Here is a 20,159-nt window from a genome sequence, read left to right on the forward strand (position 1 = left end):
CGTGTACTTCACCGACCGAGGGATCGAGGAGCTGGAGGCGCGCCGGGGCGAGGAGGAGGTCACCCTCGCCTGGCTGGCCGACAAGCTGCGCGCGTTCGTCGACGCGAACCCCGAGTTCGAGACGGCGGTCGAGCGCCTGGCCACCTACCTGGCGCGCGACGACGAAGACGAGTTCGAGGACTGATCGTTCGAGAGGCCCCGCCCCTGCCCGGGGGTGGGGCCTCTCGGCGTTCCAGGCTTTTTCGGCGCCTCTCCGGTGCCGCGGCCGAGGTCGGGGACCTCAGGTCGGCGGTGGTTCGACGTCGCAGTCCAGCCGTCGGCCCGCCGCCGCCAGCACGACTTCGGGGTGACGAGCGCCCAACACCCGCGCCAGGTCCGCCACCGCCTCCGCCATCCGGTTCTCCCCGCTGACGGCAATCCGGTCCACGGCGGCGTTGAAGGCGCATACGAGGGTGTGCGGGTGGTCGGCGCCCAGCACCTGCGCCAGGCGTGGCGAGGTCGACGCGGAGAGCTCGGCCGCCTGCTCCGGGTACCCCAGGAACGCCAGGTCGCTGCTCAGGTTCACCTCGCACGCCAGCGTCATCGGGTGATCCGCCCCGCCCACCTCGCGCAGCGCCCGGGAGGTGGCCAGGTCGAGCTCGTAGGCCGGTTCGACCTGGCCGGCCGCTCGCCGCAGCAGGGCGGTGTTGATCGCACCGGCCAGTGTGAACGGATGCCGCGGGCCGGCGTCGCGAGTCATCCTGCGGTACGCCCGCTCGCCGATGCCCAGTGCGTCCTCCAGCTCGCCGGTCCGCCGCAGCACGTTGCCCAGCGTCATGGAGGCGGCCAGCGAGTACTCGTGCCGCGGACCGAGCCGCCACTCGCACGTGATTACGTTCTCCTTCCCGAGTTCGCGGGCCTGGGCGTAACGGCCAGTGCCGCGCAGTGCGATCACCAGGTTCCGGATGGCCAGCAGGACGTGGTTGTGGTGTGGGCCGAGCCGGGCGCGCATCAGCGGTAGCAGGTCCTCCTGGATGCGCAGCGCTTCGCGGTAGGCGCCGAGACCGATGAGGTCGCGCACCAGGTTGCTGGTGGCGAACAGAGTCCGGGGGTCCTCCGCGCCGTACATCTCGCGGCGCCTGCGCACCACGTCGAGGTCGATGGCCCGTGCTTCGGTGAAGCGGCCGAGCAGGCGCAGGTCCACGGCTACGTTGATCGCGGCGCGCAACGTCCGGTTGTGGTTGTCGCCCCACTTCCGCCGGTGCCGGCGCAACGTGTCGCGGTCGAGCGCGACGGCCTCGTCGACGCGTCCGAGCGCCCTCAGATCCGCGCCCAGACCGTTGGCGACGGTCAGGGTGTGGGAGTGGTCGGCGCCGAACACCTCCGTCAGCCTGCGGAAGGTCTCCTGGTCCCACTCGCCGGCGCCGGCGACGTCGCCCAGTTCGCGCATCGCGTTGGCGACGAGCCGGCACGCCAGCAGGGTCAACTCCTCGTTCCGGTCCCACAGCTCCCGCCAGCGGTGCACCGTGGCCCGTCCCATGTCGAGACTGCCCTCGTAATCACCGATCGCGTAGAGGTGGCGGATGTGGTCGAGCACGAGGACGCGCGCTTGCCGCTCCTCGGCCACCACCAGGTCCACGGCTGCCGTGTGCGGCGCGAGTTCGCGGTACCGTGGCCAGTTGTGCGGCTCGTCCGGCTCGCCGGGGTTGGCCGCGGCGAGCACTGATCGCGCGGCGGCGGTCGCGGCCTCGCACTCCGGCGCCGGCAGCAGTTCGCGCACGGTGTCCTGGACCAGCCCGTGCACCCGGACGCGATCGACGTCGACGTCCAGCTGTGCCAGTGCGACGCGGTCCAGTTCCCCCAGCGCGCGGAGCAGTCGCGATCGATCCCGCAGCACGTCGCCGAGCGGACCGGGCAGGTCCTGCCCTGCGGCGAGGACGTCGATCGGCAGGGGAGCGTCGGCGAGGACCGAGCACAGGTCGAGCACGAGCGCCGCGTCCGGCGCGTGCCGCCGCAGCGCCTGGATCGCGACCGTCCAGGGCGCGCTCCCGGACGGGGCCGCTGACAGGGACTCCAGGTAGTCCACGGCAGTCAACCGCATCTCGGCGAGCCACGCCCCGGCGTGGCGCACCGCCAGCGGGTGATCGCGTAGCGCGGCGGCCACCTGGTCCGCGTCCTCCGGCCCCAACCAATCCGCCTGCGCGCACAGCAGCACGACGCTCTCGGCTCGGGCCAGCTCCGGCACGGGCACCACCCGTGCCGGTCCCGGCCACGTCCGCAGCCGGGTGGTGATCACCACGTGGCCCCCGGTGGGGATCAGGCCGTGCAGCGCCCCTGGTTCGCGGACGTCGTCGAAGACCAGCAGCCAGCGGCCGGTCGCGCGGAGCGCGGCCAGCACGTCCCGCACCGTCCGCGGGACGTCGGAGGACGGGGGTAGCCCCAGGTGGGCGGCTAGGTCGACGAACGAGGCCCGAAGCAGGGACTGGTCGTCGGCGGCCATCCACCAGACCAGGTCGTAGTCCTCCCGGAACCGGTGGGCGCACTGGACGGCGAGCGAAGTCTTGCCCATTCCCCCCGCGCCGACCAAGACCAGCGGCACGTCATCGGACAGCGACCGCCGCACCGCGTCAAGGATGTCGGCACGCCCGATGAAGCCGGGAGTGAGCGGCGGCAGCTCATGCCGGGGCGTCTCTTGCAGCACCGACGACGGGGCCGTGCCGGTTGGGACGGCTCGGAGCCGGGCCGCGGCCTCGGCGTAGCGGCCCCCCAACCGCTGGAGCACGTCGTGGGCCACCTCTGCGAACGGCGGTCCCAGCGCGGCTCCGGCCTCGGCGGCGCGCCCGTCGGTCAACAGGGCGTTGAAGTCGAACGGCGAGCCGAGTCGCCGGGTGACGAAGTCGGACACCTTCGCCAGGACTTGGAGCGCCTCGTGCCTGCCCACCTCGGACAGCAACTCGTCGCGGACCCCTGGTTCGAAGTCGAACCGCAGGTCGTCAACGTCTGCGGCGTCCGCGTCGACCACCTGCAACAAACCGCTCAGGAACACCTCGGCGAGGTGGGCGGGTCTGGAAGAGGGCAGCATGGTGTGCTGCACCAGTCTCATCACCGGTAAGCTGAGCGGTGCGCACGCCAGGTGCACGGCCAGCCGGTAAGCCGTGGTCGAAGCCCGCAGTCGGAACCGGCGGAGCCGCTCCTCCGGGGAGGGCGGTGGCGGCTCGTGCTCCTGCCGGTCCATCCGGCCGGTGAACATCGCGGTGCCCGAGAACCAGCCGGTGCCCGAGCCGGTGACCAGCGCGACCCACGGAACCAGCCAACGGGGCTCCAGTTCCAGCACCGGCACCGGCACGCCCGCGCCAGTGAGGTCGTCGTCGGGGTCGACAGCCTTCACGTCGACCAAGCGGTTCGGTGTGGCCGGTCCGCGCCCTCGCAGTCGAACGCGGGTGAAGTCCGGTCCGCAGCCCTCCCACAGCCGCTGCGGCAGCACCTGCACCACCGCGACCGGGCTCATCGCGGACCACAGGGCGAGCGCTCCGCCCAGCACGCCGTTGCTCCACGCATCGCCCACGCAGTCACTGGCCACCAAGACCAGCCGTTCACCGCCCGGATCGGCCAGCTCGCGCACGTCGTGCACCGCACCCTTCGCGGCGCCGCTCAGCACCAAGCGCCCGCCAGCCGGGGTGTCACCGTCGAACCGCCACGTGCGCACATCGCGGAACGCGCCCAGCCGCACCAACAGCTCGCGGAACTCCGCGATGGTGCGCCGCCACACGACCATGGAACGGCTGTCGTCCACCACCAGCGCTAGGTCCAACCACCGCCGGGGCTCGGGGCGGGTGCGCGGCACCAAGAGGCCGGTGTCCGCGATGTGGTCGGCGGTCGCGACCTCGTCGAGGCGCGTCTCGTCCGTCGACGAGACCGTGCGCTTGAGTGGTCGGAGCGCCCTACCGAGCGCGGACGCGTTCGGTAGGGCGGGCACCGCGGGGCTCTTGGTCCGCGTCTCCCCCGGATCGCCGGCCGGCGTGCTGCCCGAGGGCCCGACGTGCAGCGAGGCGTGCCCGGGTGCGCGAGTCCGCCGGTGGGCAGTCTCTGCCGGTCGGGGCGCCTCGGCCGATCGCGGGGCGCCACGACCGAACGCGGGCGGGCCGGGCGGCGGTGGCGCCGGACCGGCGCCCCTCCCGCCCTCATCGAGGAGTCTCGCGAGCCAGAGGGCATCGGCGAGTTCCTCGGCGGTGACGTCCGGAACCGCCGCGCGGACGAAGTCGACGAAGTCGCGGATCATCCCGGCCCGTCGAGCGGCTGGATGAGCCGGTCCACCAGCTGTTCCCGCGTCGCCGGGTCCGACTTGGCCCCGGACACCGCCAAGTAGACGGCGTTGAGCAGCTGGTCGGTGGCGAGGTCGCCGCGGTCGCGGCGCTCCACGAATCGAGCCACGAGCTCCCTGGTCTCCTCCAGCGCCTCCGGACCGAGGTGTCCCGCGACGATCTCGGCCAGCTTCTCGCTGTCCGGCTGCTGGATGTTCACCTGCTGGCAGCGGCGCAGGAACGCGGTCGGGAATTCGCGTTCGCCGTTGCTGGTGATCACCACGAACGGGAACGCGCGGCAGCACACCTGGCCGCGCGTGATGGTGGCCGATCGCCCCGGGTCCTCGGTCATCACCCGCACCTCGAGGTGGTCGTCGGGCAACCTGCTCAGCTCCGGGATGTCGAACTGCCCTTCCTCGAATACGTTGAGCAGGTCGTTCGGCAGGTCGATGTCGCTCTTGTCCAGCTCGTCGATCAGCAACACCCTGGGCCGCTCACCGGGCAGGAGCGCGGTGCCCAGCGGGCCGAGCCGGACGAACCGGCCGATATCCGGCGGCGCGGCCCCACCGCGCATCCCCGCCTCTTGGAGGCGGCCGATCGCGTCGTACCGGTACAGGGCGTCGCCGAGCTTGGAGTGGCTGCCGATCGGCCAGTACAGGACCGGGCCGAGCTTGAGCTCGTGAGCGACGCTGAAGGCCAGGGTCGACTTGCCCGTACCCGGCTTGCCGGTGACCAGCAACGGGCGCCGCAGGCACAGGGCCACGTTGACCATGTGCACGACTTCCGAGCTCGGCCGGTAGACGCGGGCGCGTGCTTCGGCGGTGGGTCGCGCGCCCGGTGTGGTGGGGGTGACCGGCGCGGAGGTCACCTCACCGGTGAAGACGCGCCACGGTGGGGGCGGCGAGAGCGCTGCGATGTCGTCATGGGGTTCCCCAGTGCCGCGGTAGATGGACAAGCGCGGATCAACCATGGTTCCCCTCTAAACGCGGCGCGCGTAACCGACCGGCGCGCATGAATGGTTCCGGTATTCGGTCGGCGTCGTCCCACAGCAGCGTGATGTGGTTTCCCAGGCGTACTCGGGAGTCGTACCTGCCGCTCGCCTTGCGGCGCAGGTGGAGCACGTGAGCGGGCAGCCGGCGCAGGCCGCCGCCTTCGGCGAGCACTCGCCTAATCTCCTCCTCGAACCACTCCGACAACGTGGGCTCGCGACACCAGGCCACGACTGGCACGCCCGCGTAGAGGGCGGCGGTGAGCTCGTCCCACCCCAGGCCCTCGCGCTCCGTCGGGGGCTCGACCAGCACCACGGCGACGGGCGCGTCATCCAGGACGAGTTCGGCGAACAGACCGTCCGGGGTGGCCACGTGGTTCTTTCCCGACCAGTGCACACCCGCGATCCCGGTCCGGTCACCGTGCGCCGCCAACCAGCGCCACTTGCGCCGCCAGCGGGCGCGCAGGTCCTCGCGCCGCATCCGGTCCAGGCTGCGCACGACCACCACGTGACTGGTGCCGAGCAGGTGGGGGAACACGTCGTCCACGCGCCACTGGTCGATCGGCTGGTGCACCAGGCTCCGGGGCAGGACGAACTCCACCACCAGCTCGTCCAGTTCGGTGCCCGCCACCGCGTGCGCCCGCCGGACCAGCTCCGCTACCTGCCCTGCGACCTGTTGGACGGTGCGCGGCACGTCGTCGCGGAACAGCACCTCATCGGGCCAGCCGGGCTGTTGGAGCCAAGCGGACAGCAGGTAGCGGTCGGGTTCCGCGCCGTCGGGCTGTAGTTGCAACACCACATAACCGGGCGCGGCGTCCGCGTTGGCCTCGCCCGCCGCCGCGCAGAGCTCGACCAGTACTGACCGCCGCAGGTCCAGTCGAGTGGCGACGGTGTCGAGCCAGCGGTGCGCCTCCTCGTGCAGCCCGTTCACCCGGTGCGCCAGGTGTTCGACGAACGCGAGCAGCGGCGGCACCCCGTTCACGTCCACCGCGAGGTCCAGGCAGTCGACCAGACCTGTCACATCGCCCCAGTTCGGCACCGCGTTCCACTGGAACGACGAGGTCGCCCGCCGGAAAGGGGGACCGAGTAGGCCCGGGTCCAGGTCGATCAGCAGGACGAGCAGCGCCCGGTGCTCGGTCGCGGTCAGCAACCGGTCCGGGAACAGGGTCGCCAGCAGTTGGTCGAGACGGGCCATCGGGCGACTGCCCTGGTGGAACACCCGCACCACCTCGACGAGCCCGGCCAGTCCGCCCTCCTGCGCCAGGCACGCGGACAGCAGCGACCACACGTCGTGGTGCGCGTCCGCGTGCCTGGGAAAGGTGAACCCGTCGAGGTGTGTCCTGGCCAGTTCCGCGATGTACAGCTCACGCGAATCCGGTTCACGCATGCCGGGCAGTCGGAGGAAGGCGTCGCACAGCTCGCGGTGTTCGGCCACCGACAACGTACGTTCCCGCCACACCACCGATCCCCCTCGAAACCGGAGAAGCACCCAGCGAATCGCACGGGAAGCGGAAAGACAACACCCGGCACGAGGGTGACACCGGACGGAGTAATTGTGTTTTCCGCATCAATGCGATCGCCAAGTCGGCGGCTTTGCACTACCAGGCGTAAGCCTCCGGCGCGGGCTTGCCCGGGTTCGGCCCCGGCCCCGGGAACAGCTCGTCCAGCCGCCCCAGCACCTCGGCGTCCAGCTCGATCTCCGCGGACCGCAGCGAGCCGTCGAGCTGGTCCATCGTGCGCGGGCCGATGATGGGCGCCGTCACGCCCTCCTGGTGCAGCAGCCACGCCAGCCCCAGGTGCGCCGGGTCCTCACCGAGGTCCGCGGCCAGCTTCTCGTACGCCTCGATCGCGTCGCGGTGCTTGTCCAGCAGGCCCTGCATGCGCTCGCTGTTGCCGCGCGAACCGCCGCCCTCGCGCTGCTTGCGCAGCACGCCGCCGAGCAGGCCGCCCTGCAGCGGGGACCACGGGATCACGCCGAGGCCGTAGTGGCGGGCCGCCGGCAGCACCTCCAGCTCGACGTACCGGTTGATCAGGTTGTAGATCGACTGCTCGCTGACCAGGCCGAGGAAGTGGCGGGTGCGGGCCGCCTCCTGGGCCTGCGCGATGTGCCACCCGGCGAAGTTCGACGACCCGAAGTAGATCACCTTGCCCTGCTGCCGCAGGACGGAGAACGCCTCCCAGATCTCGTCCCACGGCGTGTCCCGGTCCACGTGGTGCATCTGGTACAGGTCGATGTGGTCGGTCTGCAGGCGCCGCAGCGACTCCTCGGCGGCGCGCCGGATGTGCAGGGCGGACAGCCGCGTCTCGTTCGGCCACTCGCCCATGTACCCGTACACCTTGGTGGCGAGCACGGTCTTCTCGCGCCGGCCGCCGCCCTGGGCGAACCACCGGCCGATGATCTGCTCGGTGATGCCCTCGCCCAGCTGCCAGCCGTAGACGTTGGCGGTGTCGAAGAAGTTGATGCCGTGCTCGTGCGCGCGGTCCATGATCGCGTGGCTGTCGGCCTCGTCGGTCTCCGGGCCGAAGTTCATCGTGCCCAGGCACAGGCGGGACACGGAGAGGCCGGAGCGGCCGAGCTGGGTGTACTCCATACCCGCCACCCTGCCCCACCCGGCCCGCTCCTGCCACGGGAGACCAACGGGGTTGGTCCGTTCACCCGAATCACCGCACGCGACCGGCCTCGCAGGTTGCCGGGGACCACACCCGTCCGGGAGGGCAGCCCTGTGACGCTTGAGGCGATCTTCTCCGCCATCGACGACATCGACGCCATCAAGGCCGTCGCGGCGGCCCGGAGCAACCGGGGGCACGCCGAGGAGCTCCGCAAAGCCGCGGCCGGAGGACGCCGCCGGGTTCCCGGGCCCCCGCTCGTCCAAGGTGGGGGAACCGCTCCGCAGCGGCGTGCTCAAGGGCAGGCAGCAGGTGGAGGCGCGCCGCCTCGGGGAGCTGCGCGGCGTGCTCCGCTCCCCGAAGGGGCAGCGCGAGCCGCACACCACCTGGTGGCACCTGACCGACCCACTGCTGCTGGAGCGCGCGGACCTGCGAGCGAGCCCCAAGCAGTGGCGCGACGGCGGCGTGATCGAGTCCCCGACCGCCGGCGTGGATCTCACCCACGACGCTCAAGCGCAGCTCGACAAGCTGGACCGGCGGTCACGCGCCGGGGTCGAGAAGTGGCTGGGACTCCTCGGGAGCGGGGGGCACGAGGCGCTGCACCACCGCGTGACCGGTGACGTACCGGACCGGCTCTGCGCGGCGGCGACAAGCCCCGCTGGAACCCGGACGGCCTCACCGCGCGCATCCGCGCCCTGCGCTGACGCGTCATAGGAACGTCCGCTCAGCGCACCCGCGCCCCCGCCCGCCACACCGCCCACGTCAGCGGCACCCCGGGCCGGTACGCGAGGTGCGTGGCGGACGGCGCGTCGAGCACGTGCACGTCCGCCCGCGCTCCCACGCCCAGGTGACCCACGTCCGTGCGACGCAGCGCCCGAGCACCACCCAGGGTGGCGGCCTCAACGGCCTCGGCCACCGTCATCCCCATCTGGAGCACGGCCGTGGCCACGCAGAACGCCATCGACGTCGTGTACGAGCTGCCCGGGTTGCAGTTGCTCGCCAGGGCCACCGTCGCCCCCGCGTCCAGCAACCGCCGCGCCGGGGCGAGCGGCTGCCGGGTGGACAGGTCGCACGCCGGGAGCAGGGTGGCGACGGTGGGCGAGCCCGCCAGCGCGTCCACGTCGGCACCGGTCAGGTGCGTGCAGTGGTCCACGCTCGCCGCGCCCAGCTCGACCGCCAGCCGCACCCCGGGCCCCTCGCCCAACTGGTTGCCGTGGACGCGCAGGCCCAGGCCGCGCGCGGCGGCGGCGGCCAGCACCTGCCGGGACCCGGCCTCGTCGAACGCGCCCACCTCGCAGAACACGTCCGCCCACCGCACGTGCGGCGCGACGGCGTCCAGCATCTCCCCCGCCACCAGGTCCGCGTACCCGGCCGCGTCCGCGCCCGGCGGGACCAGGTGCGCGCCGAGGAACGTCACCTCGTCCACCACGCCCGCCGCCAGCCGCGCGGACCGCACCTCGTCGGCGACGGTGAGCCCGTAGCCGGTCTTGGTCTCGATCGTGGTGGTGCCCTGGGCCCGCGCCTCGGCCACGTGGCGCCGGAGGTTGGCGGCCAGCTCCTCGTCCGACGCGGCCCGCGTGGCACCCACCGTCACCGCGATCCCGCCGGCGGCGTAGGGCTCGCCGGACACCCGGGCCTCGAACTCGGCGGTCCGGTCGCCCGCGAACACCAGGTGCGTGTGGCTGTCCACCCACCCCGGCAGCGCGGCCCGCCCGCCGACGTCCACCCGCTCGTCGGCCTCGGGCGCACCGCGCGCGGCACCCACCCACGCGACCACGCCGTCCTCGACCACCAGCGCCGCGTCGCGCAGCCGGCCCAGCCCGGGGTCGTTCGTGGTCAGCTCACCGATCCCGGTGATCACCGCGCTGCTCACAGCACCTCCCGCAACAACCGCGCCACGTCACCCAAAGCCTCGTGCACGCCGTCGCGCGCGACCACCCGACCGCCGACCACCACCACGGCCACGTCGGAAGCCGTCGCCACCAGGGGCAGCTGCTCGGCCTGGGCACCGACCGTGCGCACCGAGTCCGTCCGCACCGCCACGAAGTCCGCCGGCGCGCCCACCTCGATCCGCCCCGCCTCCGGCCACCCGATCGCCGCGTGGTTGGTCAGCGCGGCCACCAGCTCCACCGGGGTGAACCGCCCCCTGCGGCCGGTCCGCAACCGCTCGCCGTGCTCCAGCGCGCGGACTTCCAGCAGCGGGTCGACCACGGCGTGCTGGTCGCTGCCCAGCGACAGCGCCACCCCGGCGTCGGCCAGCTCCCGCGCCGGGCCGATGCCGTCGGCCAGGTCCGCCTCGGTGGTCGGGCACAGGCACACCCCCGTGCCCGACGACCCGAGCAGCTCGACGTCCCGCCCCGTCAGGTGGGTGGCGTGCACGGCGGTCGTGCGGGGCGTCAGCGCGCCGGCCTCCGCCAGCAGCTCGGTCGGCGTCATGCCGTACGCGCTCAGGCACGCCTCGTTCTCCGCCGGCTGCTCCGACAGGTGGACGTGCAGCGGCCGATCGGGGAACGCGCCCGCCACCAGCGACAACGTTTCACGTGGCACGGCGCGCACGGAGTGGATCGCCGCACCCACCCTCGTGTTGTCGTCCCCGCGCAGCTCGGCGACCCGGTCGAGCCACCGGTCACCGGTGCCGTCGGTGAACCGCTCCTGCACCCCGCGCACCGGTTCGCCGATGCCCCCGCTGAGGTAGCAGGCGTCCAGCAGGGTGATCCGGATGCCCGCCTCCCGGGCGGCCTGCTTCAGCGCCTCGGCCATCTCGTTGCCGCCCGCGTGCAGGTAGTGGAACTCGCCCACCGCCGTCACGCCGGCCACGGCCATCTCCGCGTAGGCCGCCCGCGCGAGCCGCAGGTACGACGACGGCGTCAGCCGCCCGGCCACCTCGTACATCCGCTCGCGCCACGTCCAGAACGTGCCGCCGTCGCCGTGCGTGCGCCCGCGCAGCGCCCGGTGGAAGGCGTGCGAGTGGGCGTTGGCGAAGCCGGGGAGCACCAGGCCGTGCAGGCGCTCCACGCCGAGCGGAATGGTGTCCGCGGTGGACACGGACGAGATCCGCCCGTCGGTCACCCGCACCAGCACCCGGGACGCGACCCCGTCCGGCAGCCACGCCCGCTCGAACCAGAAGCCCTTCACCGCGCCAGGTGCTCCAGCACCGAGGCCAGCGCCACCACGCCGGCCGCGCAGTCGTCGGGTTCGGCGAACTCCGCCGGCGCGTGGCTCACCCCCGTCGGGTTGCGCACGAACAGCATCGCCGTCGGCACGTGCGCGGCGAGGATGCCCGCGTCGTGCCCGGCACCGGTGGGCAGCGCCGGCACGTCGCCCAGCGCGGACCGCACCTCGGCCGCGAGCCCGGTGTCGAAGCGCACCGTGCCGCCCCAGCTCTCCTCGGTCACCGCCACCTCGCACCCCTCGTCGAGGGCGGCCTCGCGCGCGGCGGCCTCGACCGCGGCCACCACCTCGCGGGTGCGCGGCTCGTCGGCGGCCCGCGCGTCCAGCCACAGGTCGACCGACGAGGCGATCACGTTGGTCCCGCCGGGGTTGGGCACGACCCGGCCCACGGTGGCCCGCGCGCCGCCGGTCGCCGCCCGCCGGGCCGCCACCACCGTGCGCGCGGCGGGCAGCATCGGGTCGTGCCGGTCCTCCACCGGCGTGGCGCCCGCGTGGTTGCCCTGGCCGGTGAAGGTGAACCGCCACCGGCCGTGCGCGAGGATCGAGGACGCCAGCCCGACCGGCACGCCCAGCCCGCGCCCCTGCTCCACGTGCAGCTCCACGAACGCCCCGATCGAGGCCAGCGCCCGGTCGTCGCGGCCCATCCGCAGCGGGTCGAACCCGGCGGCGTGCGCGGCCTCGCCGAAGCTCACGCCGTCCGGGTCGGTGAGCCGGGCGGCCGCGTCGGGCCGGATGGCGCCGGTCAGCAGCCGCGAGCCCAGGCAGGCCACGCCGAAGCGACCGCCCTCCTCCTCCACGAACACCACGACGGCCAGCGGCTTCGCCGGGGTGAAGCCGCGGGAGCGCAGCAGGTCCACGGCCTGGAGCGCCGACACCACGCCCAGCGGGCCGTCGAACTCGCCGCCGCCGGGCACCGAGTCCAGGTGGCTGCCGGTGACCACGGCGCTCGGGCCCGGCGCGCCCCACCACGCCCACAGGTTGCCGTTGCGGTCGGGCCGCACGTCCAGGCCCCGGCGCCGCGCCTCGGCGGTGAACCACTCGCGCAGCTCCAGCTCGGCGCGGTCGAAGCCGTGCCGGGACCAGCCGCCGCGGCGGGCGTCGCGGCCGACGTCGGCGATGTCCGCGAGGCCGGTCACGACGTGGCCATGGGGATCACGACGCCCTGGTCGGCGGCCACGTCCGCGGCCCGCTGGTAGCCCGCGTCCACGTGCCGGATCACGCCCATGGCCGGGTCGTTGGTCAGCACCCGCTCGATTTTGCGGGCGGCCAGCTCGGTGCCGTCCGCGACGGTGACCTGGCCGGCGTGGACCGACCGGCCGATGCCCACCCCGCCGCCGTGGTGCAGCGACACCCAGGTGGCGCCGGAGGCGGTGTTGACCAGGGCGTTGAGCAGCGGCCAGTCGGCGATGGCGTCCGAGCCGTCGGCCATCGCCTCGGTCTCCCGGTACGGGGAGGCCACCGAGCCGCAGTCGAGGTGGTCGCGGCCGATCACGATCGGCGCGGACAGCTCGCCCGAGGCGACCATCTCGTTGAACCGCAGGCCGGCGCGGTGCCGCTCGCCGTAGCCCAGCCAGCAGATGCGGGCGGGCAGGCCCTGGAACTCCACCCGCTCGCCCGCCATCCGGATCCAGCGGGCCAGCTTCTCGTCCTCGGGGAACAGCTCCAGGATCGCCCGGTCGGTGGCCGCGATGTCGGCCGGGTCGCCGGACAGCGCGGCCCACCGGAACGGGCCCTTGCCCTCGCAGAACAGCGGCCGGATGTAGGCGGGCACGAACCCGGGGAAGTCGAACGCGCGCTCGCAGCCGCCCAGCTTGGCCTCGCCGCGCAGGGAGTTGCCGTAGTCGAACACCTCCGCGCCGCGGTCCAGGAACCCGACCATGGCGCCCACGTGGTCGGCCATCGACTCGCGGGCCCGGTCGGTGAACTCGTCGGGCTTGCGGGCCGCGTAGTCGGACCAGTCGTCCACGGACACGCCCTTGGGCAGGTAGGCCAGCGGGTCGTGGGCGGAGGTCTGGTCGGTGACGATGTCCACCGGCACGTCGCGGCGCAGCAGCTCGGGCAGCACCTCGGCGGCGTTGCCGATCAGGCCCACCGACAGCGCGCGGCCCTCCTGCCTGGCCTTGAGCACGCGGGCGATCGCGTCGTCCAGGCCGTCGGCGACCTCGTCGAGGTAGCGGGTCTCCACGCGGCGCCGCGCGCGGGCCGGGTCGACCTCGACGCACAGCGCGACGCCCTCGTTCATGGTCACCGCGAGCGGTTGCGCGCCGCCCATGCCACCCAGGCCCGCCGTGACGGTCAGGGTGCCCTTGAGCGTGCCGCCGAAGCGCTTGTCGGCGACCGCGGCGAACGTCTCGTAGGTGCCCTGGAGGATGCCCTGGGTGCCGATGTAGATCCACGAACCGGCCGTCATCTGGCCGTACATGGTCAGGCCCTCGGCCTCCAGCCTGCGGAACTCCGGCCAGTTCGCCCAGTCGGGCACGAGGTTGGAGTTCGCGATGAGCACGCGCGGCGCCCACTCGTGGGTGCGCAGCACGCCGACCGGGCGACCCGACTGCACCAGCAGCGTCTCGTCGTCGGCCAGGTTCGTCAGCTCCCGGGTGATGGCGTGGAAGCTGGGCCAGTCGCGGGCGGCCCGGCCGGTGCCGCCGTAGACGACCAGGTCGTCCGGGCGCTCGGCCACCTCCGGGTCGAGGTTGTTGTGGAACATGCGCAGGGCCGCCTCGGTCGGCCAGCTGCGCGCGGTCAGCTCGGTGCCTCGGTTCGCGCGGACCATCTACAGGGCTCCACTTCTGATCAGCTCCTCGGCGGCGGCGATCTCCGGGGCGAGGTGGCGGTCCGGGCCGGGGCCCGGCACGACCTCGCGGAGCTTCGCCACGGCCGCGGCGGTGGCGGGTGCGGGCTTGAGGGGGTGGCGCAGGTCCAGGGCGCGGGCGGCGGTGACCAGCTCGACGGCGAGCACGGTGCGCAGCCCGTCGACGGCCCTGCGCAGCTTGCGCGCGGCGGACCAGCCCATGGAGACGTGGTCCTCCTGCATGGCGCTGCTGGGGATGGAGTCCACACTCGCCGGTACCGCCAGGCGCTTGAGCTCGCTGACGATCGCGGCCTGGGTGTACTGGGCGATCATGTGCCCGGAGTCGACGCCCGGGTCGTGCGCCAGGAACGGCGGCAGGCCGTGCGAGCGGTGCACGTCGAGCATCCGGTCGGTGCGGCGCTCGGCGATGCTCGCCACGTCCGCGGTCGGGATGGCCAGGAAGTCCAGCACGTAGGCGATCGGCGCGCCGTGGAAGTTGCCGTTGGACTCGACCCGGCCGTCGGCCAGCACCACCGGGTTGTCCACCGCGGCGGCCAGCTCCCGGTCGGCGACGGTCTCGGCGTGGGCGACGGTGTCGCGGGCGGCCCCGTGCACCTGGGGCGAGCAGCGCAGCGAGTAGGCGTCCTGGACGCGGGTGCAGTCCGGGCCGCGGTGGCTGGCCACGATCTCCGAGCCCGCCAGGAACGCGGCCATGCGCCGGGCCGAGTGCCCCTGGCCGGGGTGCGGTCGCAGCGCCTGGAGGTCGGCGGCGAACGCCCGGTCGGTGCCCAGCAGGGCCTCCACGCTCATCGCGGCGGTCAGGTCGGCCACGTCGAGCAGGCGGTGCAGGTCCGCGATCGCGAGCACCAGCATGCCCAGCATGCCGTCGGTGCCGTTGATCAGCGCCAGGCCCTCCTTCTCGGCCAGCCGCACCGGCTCGATGCCCGCCGCGGCCAGAGCTTGCGAAGCCGGCACGAGCCGGTCCTCGGCGTCGCGGACCTCGCCCTCGCCGGTCAGCGCCAGGGCCGCGGCCGACAGCGGCGCGAGGTCGCCGGAGCAGCCCAGCGAACCGAACTCCCGCACCACCGGCGTGATGCCCGCGTTGAGCATGGCGGCCATCGCCTCGGCGGTACCCAGCCGGACGCCGGTGTGGCCGCTCGCCAGGGTCTTGAGCCGCAGCAGGACCAGGGCGCGGACGACCTCCCGCTCCACCTCCGGGCCCGCGCCCGCCGCGTGCGAGCGGACCAGCGCCTGCTGGAGGGCGGCCCGGCTCTCCGGCGGGATGTGCCGGACCGCGAGCGCGCCGAAACCGGTGGACACGCCGTAGGTGGGCCGGTCGGCCGTTGCCAGGCGGTCGATGTGCGCGCGGGCGGTGGTGACCGCCTCGCGCGCCGCGTCCGTGAGCTCCACGCGTGCGCCCTCGCGGGCAACGGCGTGGACGTCGGCGCGGGTCAGGGGCTTGGGACCCAGCTGCACGGGTTGCTGCATGTGCCCATCCCACCCCGGCGGCCGGGTCCGCACGACCCGGGACCACCCGATGGTGTCTGGTATCCCAGACGTCTACCAGCGCGCCTGCGGCTCCGGGTCGACCACGACGAGGTCGGCCACCTCGACCAGCTCCCCGGCCGACGCCGGGCCCCGGTCCGCGTCCCACCCCGAGACGGTCAGGCGCAGCCCCGGGCCCATGGGCACGCTGAGGCTGCCGGCCGGGGTCTCGGTGTACCACGCGGTGCGCCCCCTGGCGGTGACCTCGCGCTCGCCGGTCTTGGCCGGGGTCATGGTGGTGAGCGCGACGATGTACCGGCGGCCCCGGTGCTCCGCGTCCACCCGGGTGCTCCAGCCCGGGTCGCCCAGCTCCGAGGTCGTGAACGCGGTCGAGCCGGCGAAGGACAGCGGCACGCGGACCCGCCGGTCGTCGGGCTCGACGTGCTCGGCGAAGCGCCGCGCCACAGTGCGCGCGTCGGGGACGCCCTGCGTGGTGACCGAGAGGAACCGGTCCTCGCGGACCTGCCAGTACAGCTGGTCGCCGGCGTAGAAGCCGGGCGCGCCGAGGATCGTGGTCCGGTCCTCGGGGGCGGCGCCTGCCATCGTCGCGGCGAGCTGGGCGGTGTCCCCGGTGCGGACGGAGAAGCCGATCTGCGCCGCGAGCGGTTCGTCGGCGCCCGGCCGGTGGTAGTGGCGCTCCGACCCGTACGACGCGTACGACCGCTGCCACTCGACGAAGCCGTCGGGCACCCACGACGGGCGGTACTCCAGGGGCACGGTCGGCACGGCGGGCCCGGGGTCCACCGCCGTGGTCGGGATCGACGCGGCGGGTGGCGCCGGTTCGGCGGCGGGCCTGGCCACCGTGGTGACCGTCACCACGACCGCGGCGGCCGTCGCGGCGGTGGCCAGCACCAGGAGCAGCGGCTTGCGGGTGCGGCGCGGCCGGTGCAGCGCGGCCAGCACCGGACCGGGCGGCGGGGTGCGCTCCGCCCGCAGGCGCAGGGCCTCGGTGAGCAGCTTCTCGGTGTCGTTCACAGCGCCTCCTTCACCCGCTCGTGCGCGCGCAGGGTGGCCAGCGCGCGGGAGATGTGGCTGCGGACGGTGACCTGGGAGCAGCCCAGGGCCGAGGCGATCTCGGCGTCGTCGCAGCCCTCGTAGTAGCGCAGCACCACGGCCGCCTTCTGCTTGCGCGGCAGCTCGTCGATGAGCTGGAGCATGGCCTCGCGCTCGTCGTAGTGGCCGGTGGTGTCCGGCCCGGGTGGGTCCACGCCGGTCAGCGGGAGGTGGGGTCTGAGCCGTCGGCGCCAGCTCAGGTACTCGTTGGTGACCATCCGCTTGAGGTAGGCCACCGGCGCGTCCACCGCCGAGATGCGCGCCCAGCGCTGCTGGGCCCGCAGCAGGCACTCCTGGACCACGTCCTGAGCGAGGTGCGGGTCGCCCGTCAGCACGGTCGCGTACCGCAGCAGGGGCGTCACCTGCGCGGCGGCGAACTCCTCGAAGCCGGTGGTCATGCCCCTCCAATGCGCGCCGGCGCCGATTTGTTGAGAATGGGTTCGTGGGAGCCAGCAGCGACGTGCCGGCGCTGCGCCGGGGCCTCGCGGTGCTGCGGCTGCTGGCGAGCCGACCGGGACCGCTGTCGGCGGCGGCGGTGGCGCGCGAGCTGTCGCTGCCCAGGTCCACCACCTACCACCTGCTGGCGGAGCTGGCGGCGGCCGGGTTCGCGACCCACTTCCCCGAGGAGCGACGCTACGGGCTGGGCGTGGCCGCGTTCGAACTCGGGTCGGCCTACCTGCGGCACGACCCGCTGGAGCGGCTGGCCCGCCCCGTCCTGCGGCGGCTGGTGGACCAGGTGGGCCGGACCGCCCACCTGGGCGTGCTGCACGGCGCCGAGTCGCTGTACCTGGTGCGCGAGCAGCCGCGGCGCCCCACCGCGATCGTGTCGGACGTCGGTGTCCGGCTGCCCGCGCACCTGACCGCGTCGGGCCGGGCGATGCTGGCCGGGCTGCCCGCGGCGCAGGTGCGGGCGCTGTTCCCGGGGCGCGCGTCGTTCGTGGACCGCACCGGCCGGGGACCGGCGGACCTGCCCGCGCTGCGCCGCCTGCTGACCGCGGAGCGCCGGCGCGGGTGGGCGGTGGAGGACGGGTACGTGACCGCGGGCTTCGCCTCGGTGGCCGCGCCGGTGGTCGACCGGGGTGACCGGCCGATCGCGGCGATCACCGTGACGTTCCGGCACGTGTGCGAGCCCGCGGACGGGCCCGGCTGCGGCGAGGCGTGGCCGGACCTGGCCGCCGAGGTGCGGCGGGCGGCCGACGAGCTGACCGGCCGCATCGGCGGTCGGGCGTAGGGCCTCAGCCCTCCATGAGCCCTCGATCGCCCGGAAGGGGACGTTCCTCGGCGGGGTGTGGCAATCAGCCCTCTGCCACCGGACGGCCCGCGTGGGGTGGCCGCCCCGCCGATCCGGACACCTCGGCCGCCGATCGGGACCTGTGCGCGCGGTCGCTGTCCGTGGAGGTGCCGGCGGGGTCGTCCACTGAGCTGCGAGAACGAGCCACGTGGTGGTCCGCGAACGGATCCGGGTCGGCATCGACGTGGGCAAGACCACCCACCACGCCCGCGCGGTCGACGAGAGCGGAGAAGTCGTCTTCTCCCACCGGGTCGACCACGGCCGGACCGCGACCGAGCGGCTCATCGCGCGTGCCGGCAAGGCGGCCGTCGAGGTGCGGTGGGCGCTGGACCCGACCTCGGGCGCGGCCGGGCTGCTGGTGGTGTTGCTGTTGACCACCGGACAACCGGTGACCTCCGCGTCCGGACAGGCGGTCAACCGCATGGCCGTCGTGCTCGACGCGTTCGCGCGCCCGGATCGGGTCGTGGGTGAACCCCCCACCACCGCCCGGTAACGGCCTGGCGGCCGGGCTCGACCCCGGTGGCGCGGGATTGGACCAGCCCGTCGACCCGGCGGCGCGGGGCGGGCCGCAGTCCGATCTCGTGGTCGGGTTGTCGTACTCGTCGGGGCTCTCGACCGGGGTGATGACCGTCAGCCGGTGCGGCGGTGCGGCGTCGTTCACCTCCCCGGCTGCCGGGCGTGGGGCGGTGGAGGCGCGTCGTGGTCCGACGAGCGGAGCAACGGGCACTCGAATGGCCGACGGCCGCACGGGTGACCGTGATGCGGTTCGCACCGATGTTCGTCGCTGGGCCGATCGGATCTGTCACGCAGAGTCCGCACGGGGGAGTGAAAAAGGCTTTCGGCTGGCGGGAATGGGCCTTTCGGCCCCTGCCATAGGGGTTGTTGCCAGGCAAAGCATGGATGCCCGGTCGCCGCCCGGCCCCTGTCCGAGCCCCGGCCGCACAACAGGCGCCCTCTGTTAACGGTTCGGCCCTGCCCCGCGATCCGACCGAGGCGCGAATCCCCAGCCAGGGTGGTGGCACTGCCTGTGCCTCGCCACGTCGAAACGAGGTACCCGTGCACAGCAAACTCTACAGACGATTAGTCGGCTCGGCCGGTGCCGTGGCCGCCGCCCTGGCCTTCGTGCTGGTCGGTGCGACACCGGGCTGGGCGGTCGCCCCGTCCAACGACGACTTCGCCAACGCCCAGGCCCACACGGGGGCGTTCACCGACAGCCAGAACACCGCGGACGCGACCACCGAGACCGGCGAGGACCGGGCGCTGAGCTGCATCTTCAACGGCAGCTTTCCCGACATCGGCAAGACGGTCTGGTACGGGCTGACGGTCGCCGACGGCACCGAGTTGACCGTGGACACGTTCGGTTCGAACTTCGACACGGTCCTGGTGGTCTACACCGGGGCCGACCTGTCGTCGTTGACCGAGGTCGCCTGCAACGACGATTCCGGCGGTTCCCAGTCCCGGGTGAGCTTCACGGCGAGTGGGTCGACCACGTACTGGATCCAGGCCGGCGGATACGTCTTCTCGTACGGTGCCGAGTCCGGTGATCTGGACCTCAACGTCGCGGCGGGCCCGCCTCCGGGAGCGGACGTGTCGGTGTCGGTGGTCGATTCCCCCGACCCGGTGTCGCTGGGCGACAACGTCACCTACACCGCCACCGTGTCCAACGCCGGACCCGACACCGCGACCGGGGCCACCATGTCGAGCGGGCAGCTCACCGGCGACGCGTTGGGCATCGTGTCCGTCACCCCCAGCCAGGGCTCCTGCACCGTCAACGGCCCGAACGTGAGCTGCGCGCTGGGCGCGATCGCCGCCTCCGCCTCGGCCACCGTGACCATCGTCGGCACCCCCGCCTCCACCAACACGATCTCCTTCAACTTCGGCGCGGGCAGCTCCGTTCAAGATCCGAACACGAGCAACAACAGCTACCGGGTAACGACCACGGTGAACAACGCGCTGGGCTGCACCATCGTCGGCACCAACGGCAACGACACGATCACCGGCACCAACAGCGCGGACGTGATCTGCGCCCTGGGCGGCAACGACACCATCAACGGCCGCAACGGCAACGACACCATCTACGCCGGCGACGGCAACGACTCCAGCTACGGCGAGGACCTGCTCGGCCTGCTCGACAACGGCGCCGACACGATCTACGGCGGACCGGGCAACGACACCCTCGACGGCCAGAACGGCAACGACACCCTCATCGACCACGACGGCACCGACAGCCTCTCCGGCGGCAACGGCAACGACAGCATCAACGTCCAGGACGGCGTGGGCGGCGACACCGCCAACGGCGGCCTGGGCACCGACACCTGCACCGTCGACACCGGAGACACCACCACCGGCTGCTGACACCGGCACACCGGACCACCTCCCGAACCCGCCGCGACGACGACCGCACACCCGGCCGCCGCCGCGGCGGCCCCCGCA

The 20,159-nt window shown here is 73.5% G+C and carries 16 protein-coding genes; 5 read left to right on the forward strand and 11 right to left on the reverse strand.

The features are described from left to right. Position 1: 1 nt before the first annotated feature. Positions 2-184, forward strand: coding sequence for a DUF6104 family protein (locus EKG83_RS42055; protein ID WP_033435814.1), 183 nt, complete (start codon positions 2-4; stop codon positions 182-184). Between the two features lie 96 nt (positions 185-280). Here EKG83_RS42055 and fxsT read toward each other — a convergent pair whose 3' ends face one another. From fxsT to EKG83_RS42075, 4 genes are all read right to left on the reverse strand, one after another. Beyond that, complete coding sequence (gene fxsT / locus EKG83_RS42060) at positions 281-4,258, reverse strand: FxSxx-COOH system tetratricopeptide repeat protein (RefSeq protein ID WP_265590306.1); 3,978 nt, start codon at positions 4,256-4,258, stop codon at positions 281-283. Further along, positions 4,255-5,250: an AAA family ATPase gene (locus tag EKG83_RS42065; RefSeq protein ID WP_033435812.1), complete on the reverse strand. Its 996-nt coding sequence runs from the start codon at positions 5,248-5,250 to the stop codon at positions 4,255-4,257. The genes fxsT and EKG83_RS42065 overlap by 4 nt, the downstream gene beginning before the upstream one ends. Further along, positions 5,243-6,730 carry a VMAP-C domain-containing protein gene (locus EKG83_RS42070; protein ID WP_153278770.1) on the reverse strand — a complete coding sequence of 496 codons (1,488 nt, stop codon included), beginning with the start codon at positions 6,728-6,730 and terminating at the stop codon, positions 5,243-5,245. Before EKG83_RS42070 ends, EKG83_RS42065 begins: the two co-directional genes overlap by 8 nt. Positions 6,731-6,866: 136 nt before the next feature. After that, complete coding sequence (locus EKG83_RS42075) at positions 6,867-7,859, reverse strand: aldo/keto reductase (protein WP_033435810.1); 993 nt, start codon at positions 7,857-7,859, stop codon at positions 6,867-6,869. 283 nt (positions 7,860-8,142) lie between these two features. On the opposite strand from EKG83_RS42075, the gene EKG83_RS42080 reads away from it, so the two are divergent. Further along, on the forward strand, positions 8,143-8,589 hold the full coding sequence (locus tag EKG83_RS42080) for a hypothetical protein (protein WP_033435809.1): 447 nt from the start codon (positions 8,143-8,145) through the stop codon (positions 8,587-8,589). Positions 8,590-8,599: 10 nt separating this feature from the next. Here the strand turns inward: EKG83_RS42080 and hutI are convergent, their stop codons facing one another. From hutI to EKG83_RS42115, 7 genes are all read right to left on the reverse strand, one after another. Then, positions 8,600-9,748 carry an imidazolonepropionase gene (hutI, locus tag EKG83_RS42085; protein WP_033435808.1) on the reverse strand — a complete coding sequence of 383 codons (1,149 nt, stop codon included), beginning with the start codon at positions 9,746-9,748 and terminating at the stop codon, positions 8,600-8,602. After that, positions 9,745-11,010 carry a formimidoylglutamate deiminase gene (locus EKG83_RS42090; RefSeq protein ID WP_033435807.1) on the reverse strand — a complete coding sequence of 422 codons (1,266 nt, stop codon included), beginning with the start codon at positions 11,008-11,010 and terminating at the stop codon, positions 9,745-9,747. The genes hutI and EKG83_RS42090 overlap by 4 nt, the downstream gene beginning before the upstream one ends. Continuing rightward, the gene (locus tag EKG83_RS42095) at positions 11,007-12,182 is read right to left on the reverse strand and encodes an allantoate amidohydrolase (RefSeq protein WP_033435806.1); all 1,176 of its coding nucleotides are present in this window, start codon (positions 12,180-12,182) and stop codon (positions 11,007-11,009) included. Before EKG83_RS42095 ends, EKG83_RS42090 begins: the two co-directional genes overlap by 4 nt. Next, positions 12,179-13,819, reverse strand: coding sequence for a urocanate hydratase (hutU, locus tag EKG83_RS42100; RefSeq protein ID WP_033435805.1), 1,641 nt, complete (start codon positions 13,817-13,819; stop codon positions 12,179-12,181). Before hutU ends, EKG83_RS42095 begins: the two co-directional genes overlap by 4 nt. Then, positions 13,820-15,325, reverse strand: coding sequence for a histidine ammonia-lyase (gene hutH / locus EKG83_RS42105; RefSeq protein ID WP_033435804.1), 1,506 nt, complete (start codon positions 15,323-15,325; stop codon positions 13,820-13,822). Between the two features lie 72 nt (positions 15,326-15,397). Beyond that, positions 15,398-16,357 (reverse strand): hypothetical protein, encoded by a 960-nt coding sequence (locus EKG83_RS42110; protein WP_033435803.1) that lies wholly within the window; start codon positions 16,355-16,357, stop codon positions 15,398-15,400. Further along, entirely contained in the window at positions 16,354-16,833 is a 480-nt protein-coding gene (locus EKG83_RS42115) for a SigE family RNA polymerase sigma factor (protein ID WP_033435802.1), read from the reverse strand. The genes EKG83_RS42110 and EKG83_RS42115 overlap by 4 nt, the downstream gene beginning before the upstream one ends. Before the next feature lie 44 nt (positions 16,834-16,877). On the opposite strand from EKG83_RS42115, the gene EKG83_RS42120 reads away from it, so the two are divergent. From EKG83_RS42120 to EKG83_RS42130, 3 genes are all read left to right on the forward strand, one after another. After that, the gene (locus tag EKG83_RS42120) at positions 16,878-17,666 is read left to right on the forward strand and encodes an IclR family transcriptional regulator (protein ID WP_033435801.1); all 789 of its coding nucleotides are present in this window, start codon (positions 16,878-16,880) and stop codon (positions 17,664-17,666) included. 211 nt (positions 17,667-17,877) lie between these two features. Then, entirely contained in the window at positions 17,878-18,219 is a 342-nt protein-coding gene (locus EKG83_RS42125) for an IS110 family transposase (RefSeq protein ID WP_228122405.1), read from the forward strand. A 563-nt stretch (positions 18,220-18,782) separates the two neighbouring features. After that, positions 18,783-20,081 (forward strand): DUF11 domain-containing protein, encoded by a 1,299-nt coding sequence (locus tag EKG83_RS42130; RefSeq protein WP_194282972.1) that lies wholly within the window; start codon positions 18,783-18,785, stop codon positions 20,079-20,081. The last annotated feature ends 78 nt before the right edge of the window (positions 20,082-20,159 follow it).

The organism is Saccharothrix syringae, from assembly GCF_009498035.1.
Lineage (GTDB): Bacteria > Actinomycetota > Actinomycetes > Mycobacteriales > Pseudonocardiaceae > Actinosynnema > Actinosynnema syringae.

What these genes read in the sequence shown, in the direction of transcription:
- EKG83_RS42115 (WP_033435802.1), bottom strand. Translation starts at nt 16,833, where the DNA reads ATGACCACCGGCTTCGAGGAGTTCGCCGCCGCGCAGGTGACGCCCCTG.
- hutH (WP_033435804.1), bottom strand. Translation starts at nt 15,325, where the DNA reads ATGCAGCAACCCGTGCAGCTGGGTCCCAAGCCCCTGACCCGCGCCGAC.
- EKG83_RS42075 (WP_033435810.1), bottom strand. Translation starts at nt 7,859, where the DNA reads ATGGAGTACACCCAGCTCGGCCGCTCCGGCCTCTCCGTGTCCCGCCTG.
- hutU (WP_033435805.1), bottom strand. Translation starts at nt 13,819, where the DNA reads ATGGTCCGCGCGAACCGAGGCACCGAGCTGACCGCGCGCAGCTGGCCG.
- fxsT (WP_265590306.1), bottom strand. Translation starts at nt 4,258, where the DNA reads ATGATCCGCGACTTCGTCGACTTCGTCCGCGCGGCGGTTCCGGACGTC.
- EKG83_RS42065 (WP_033435812.1), bottom strand. Translation starts at nt 5,250, where the DNA reads ATGGTTGATCCGCGCTTGTCCATCTACCGCGGCACTGGGGAACCCCAT.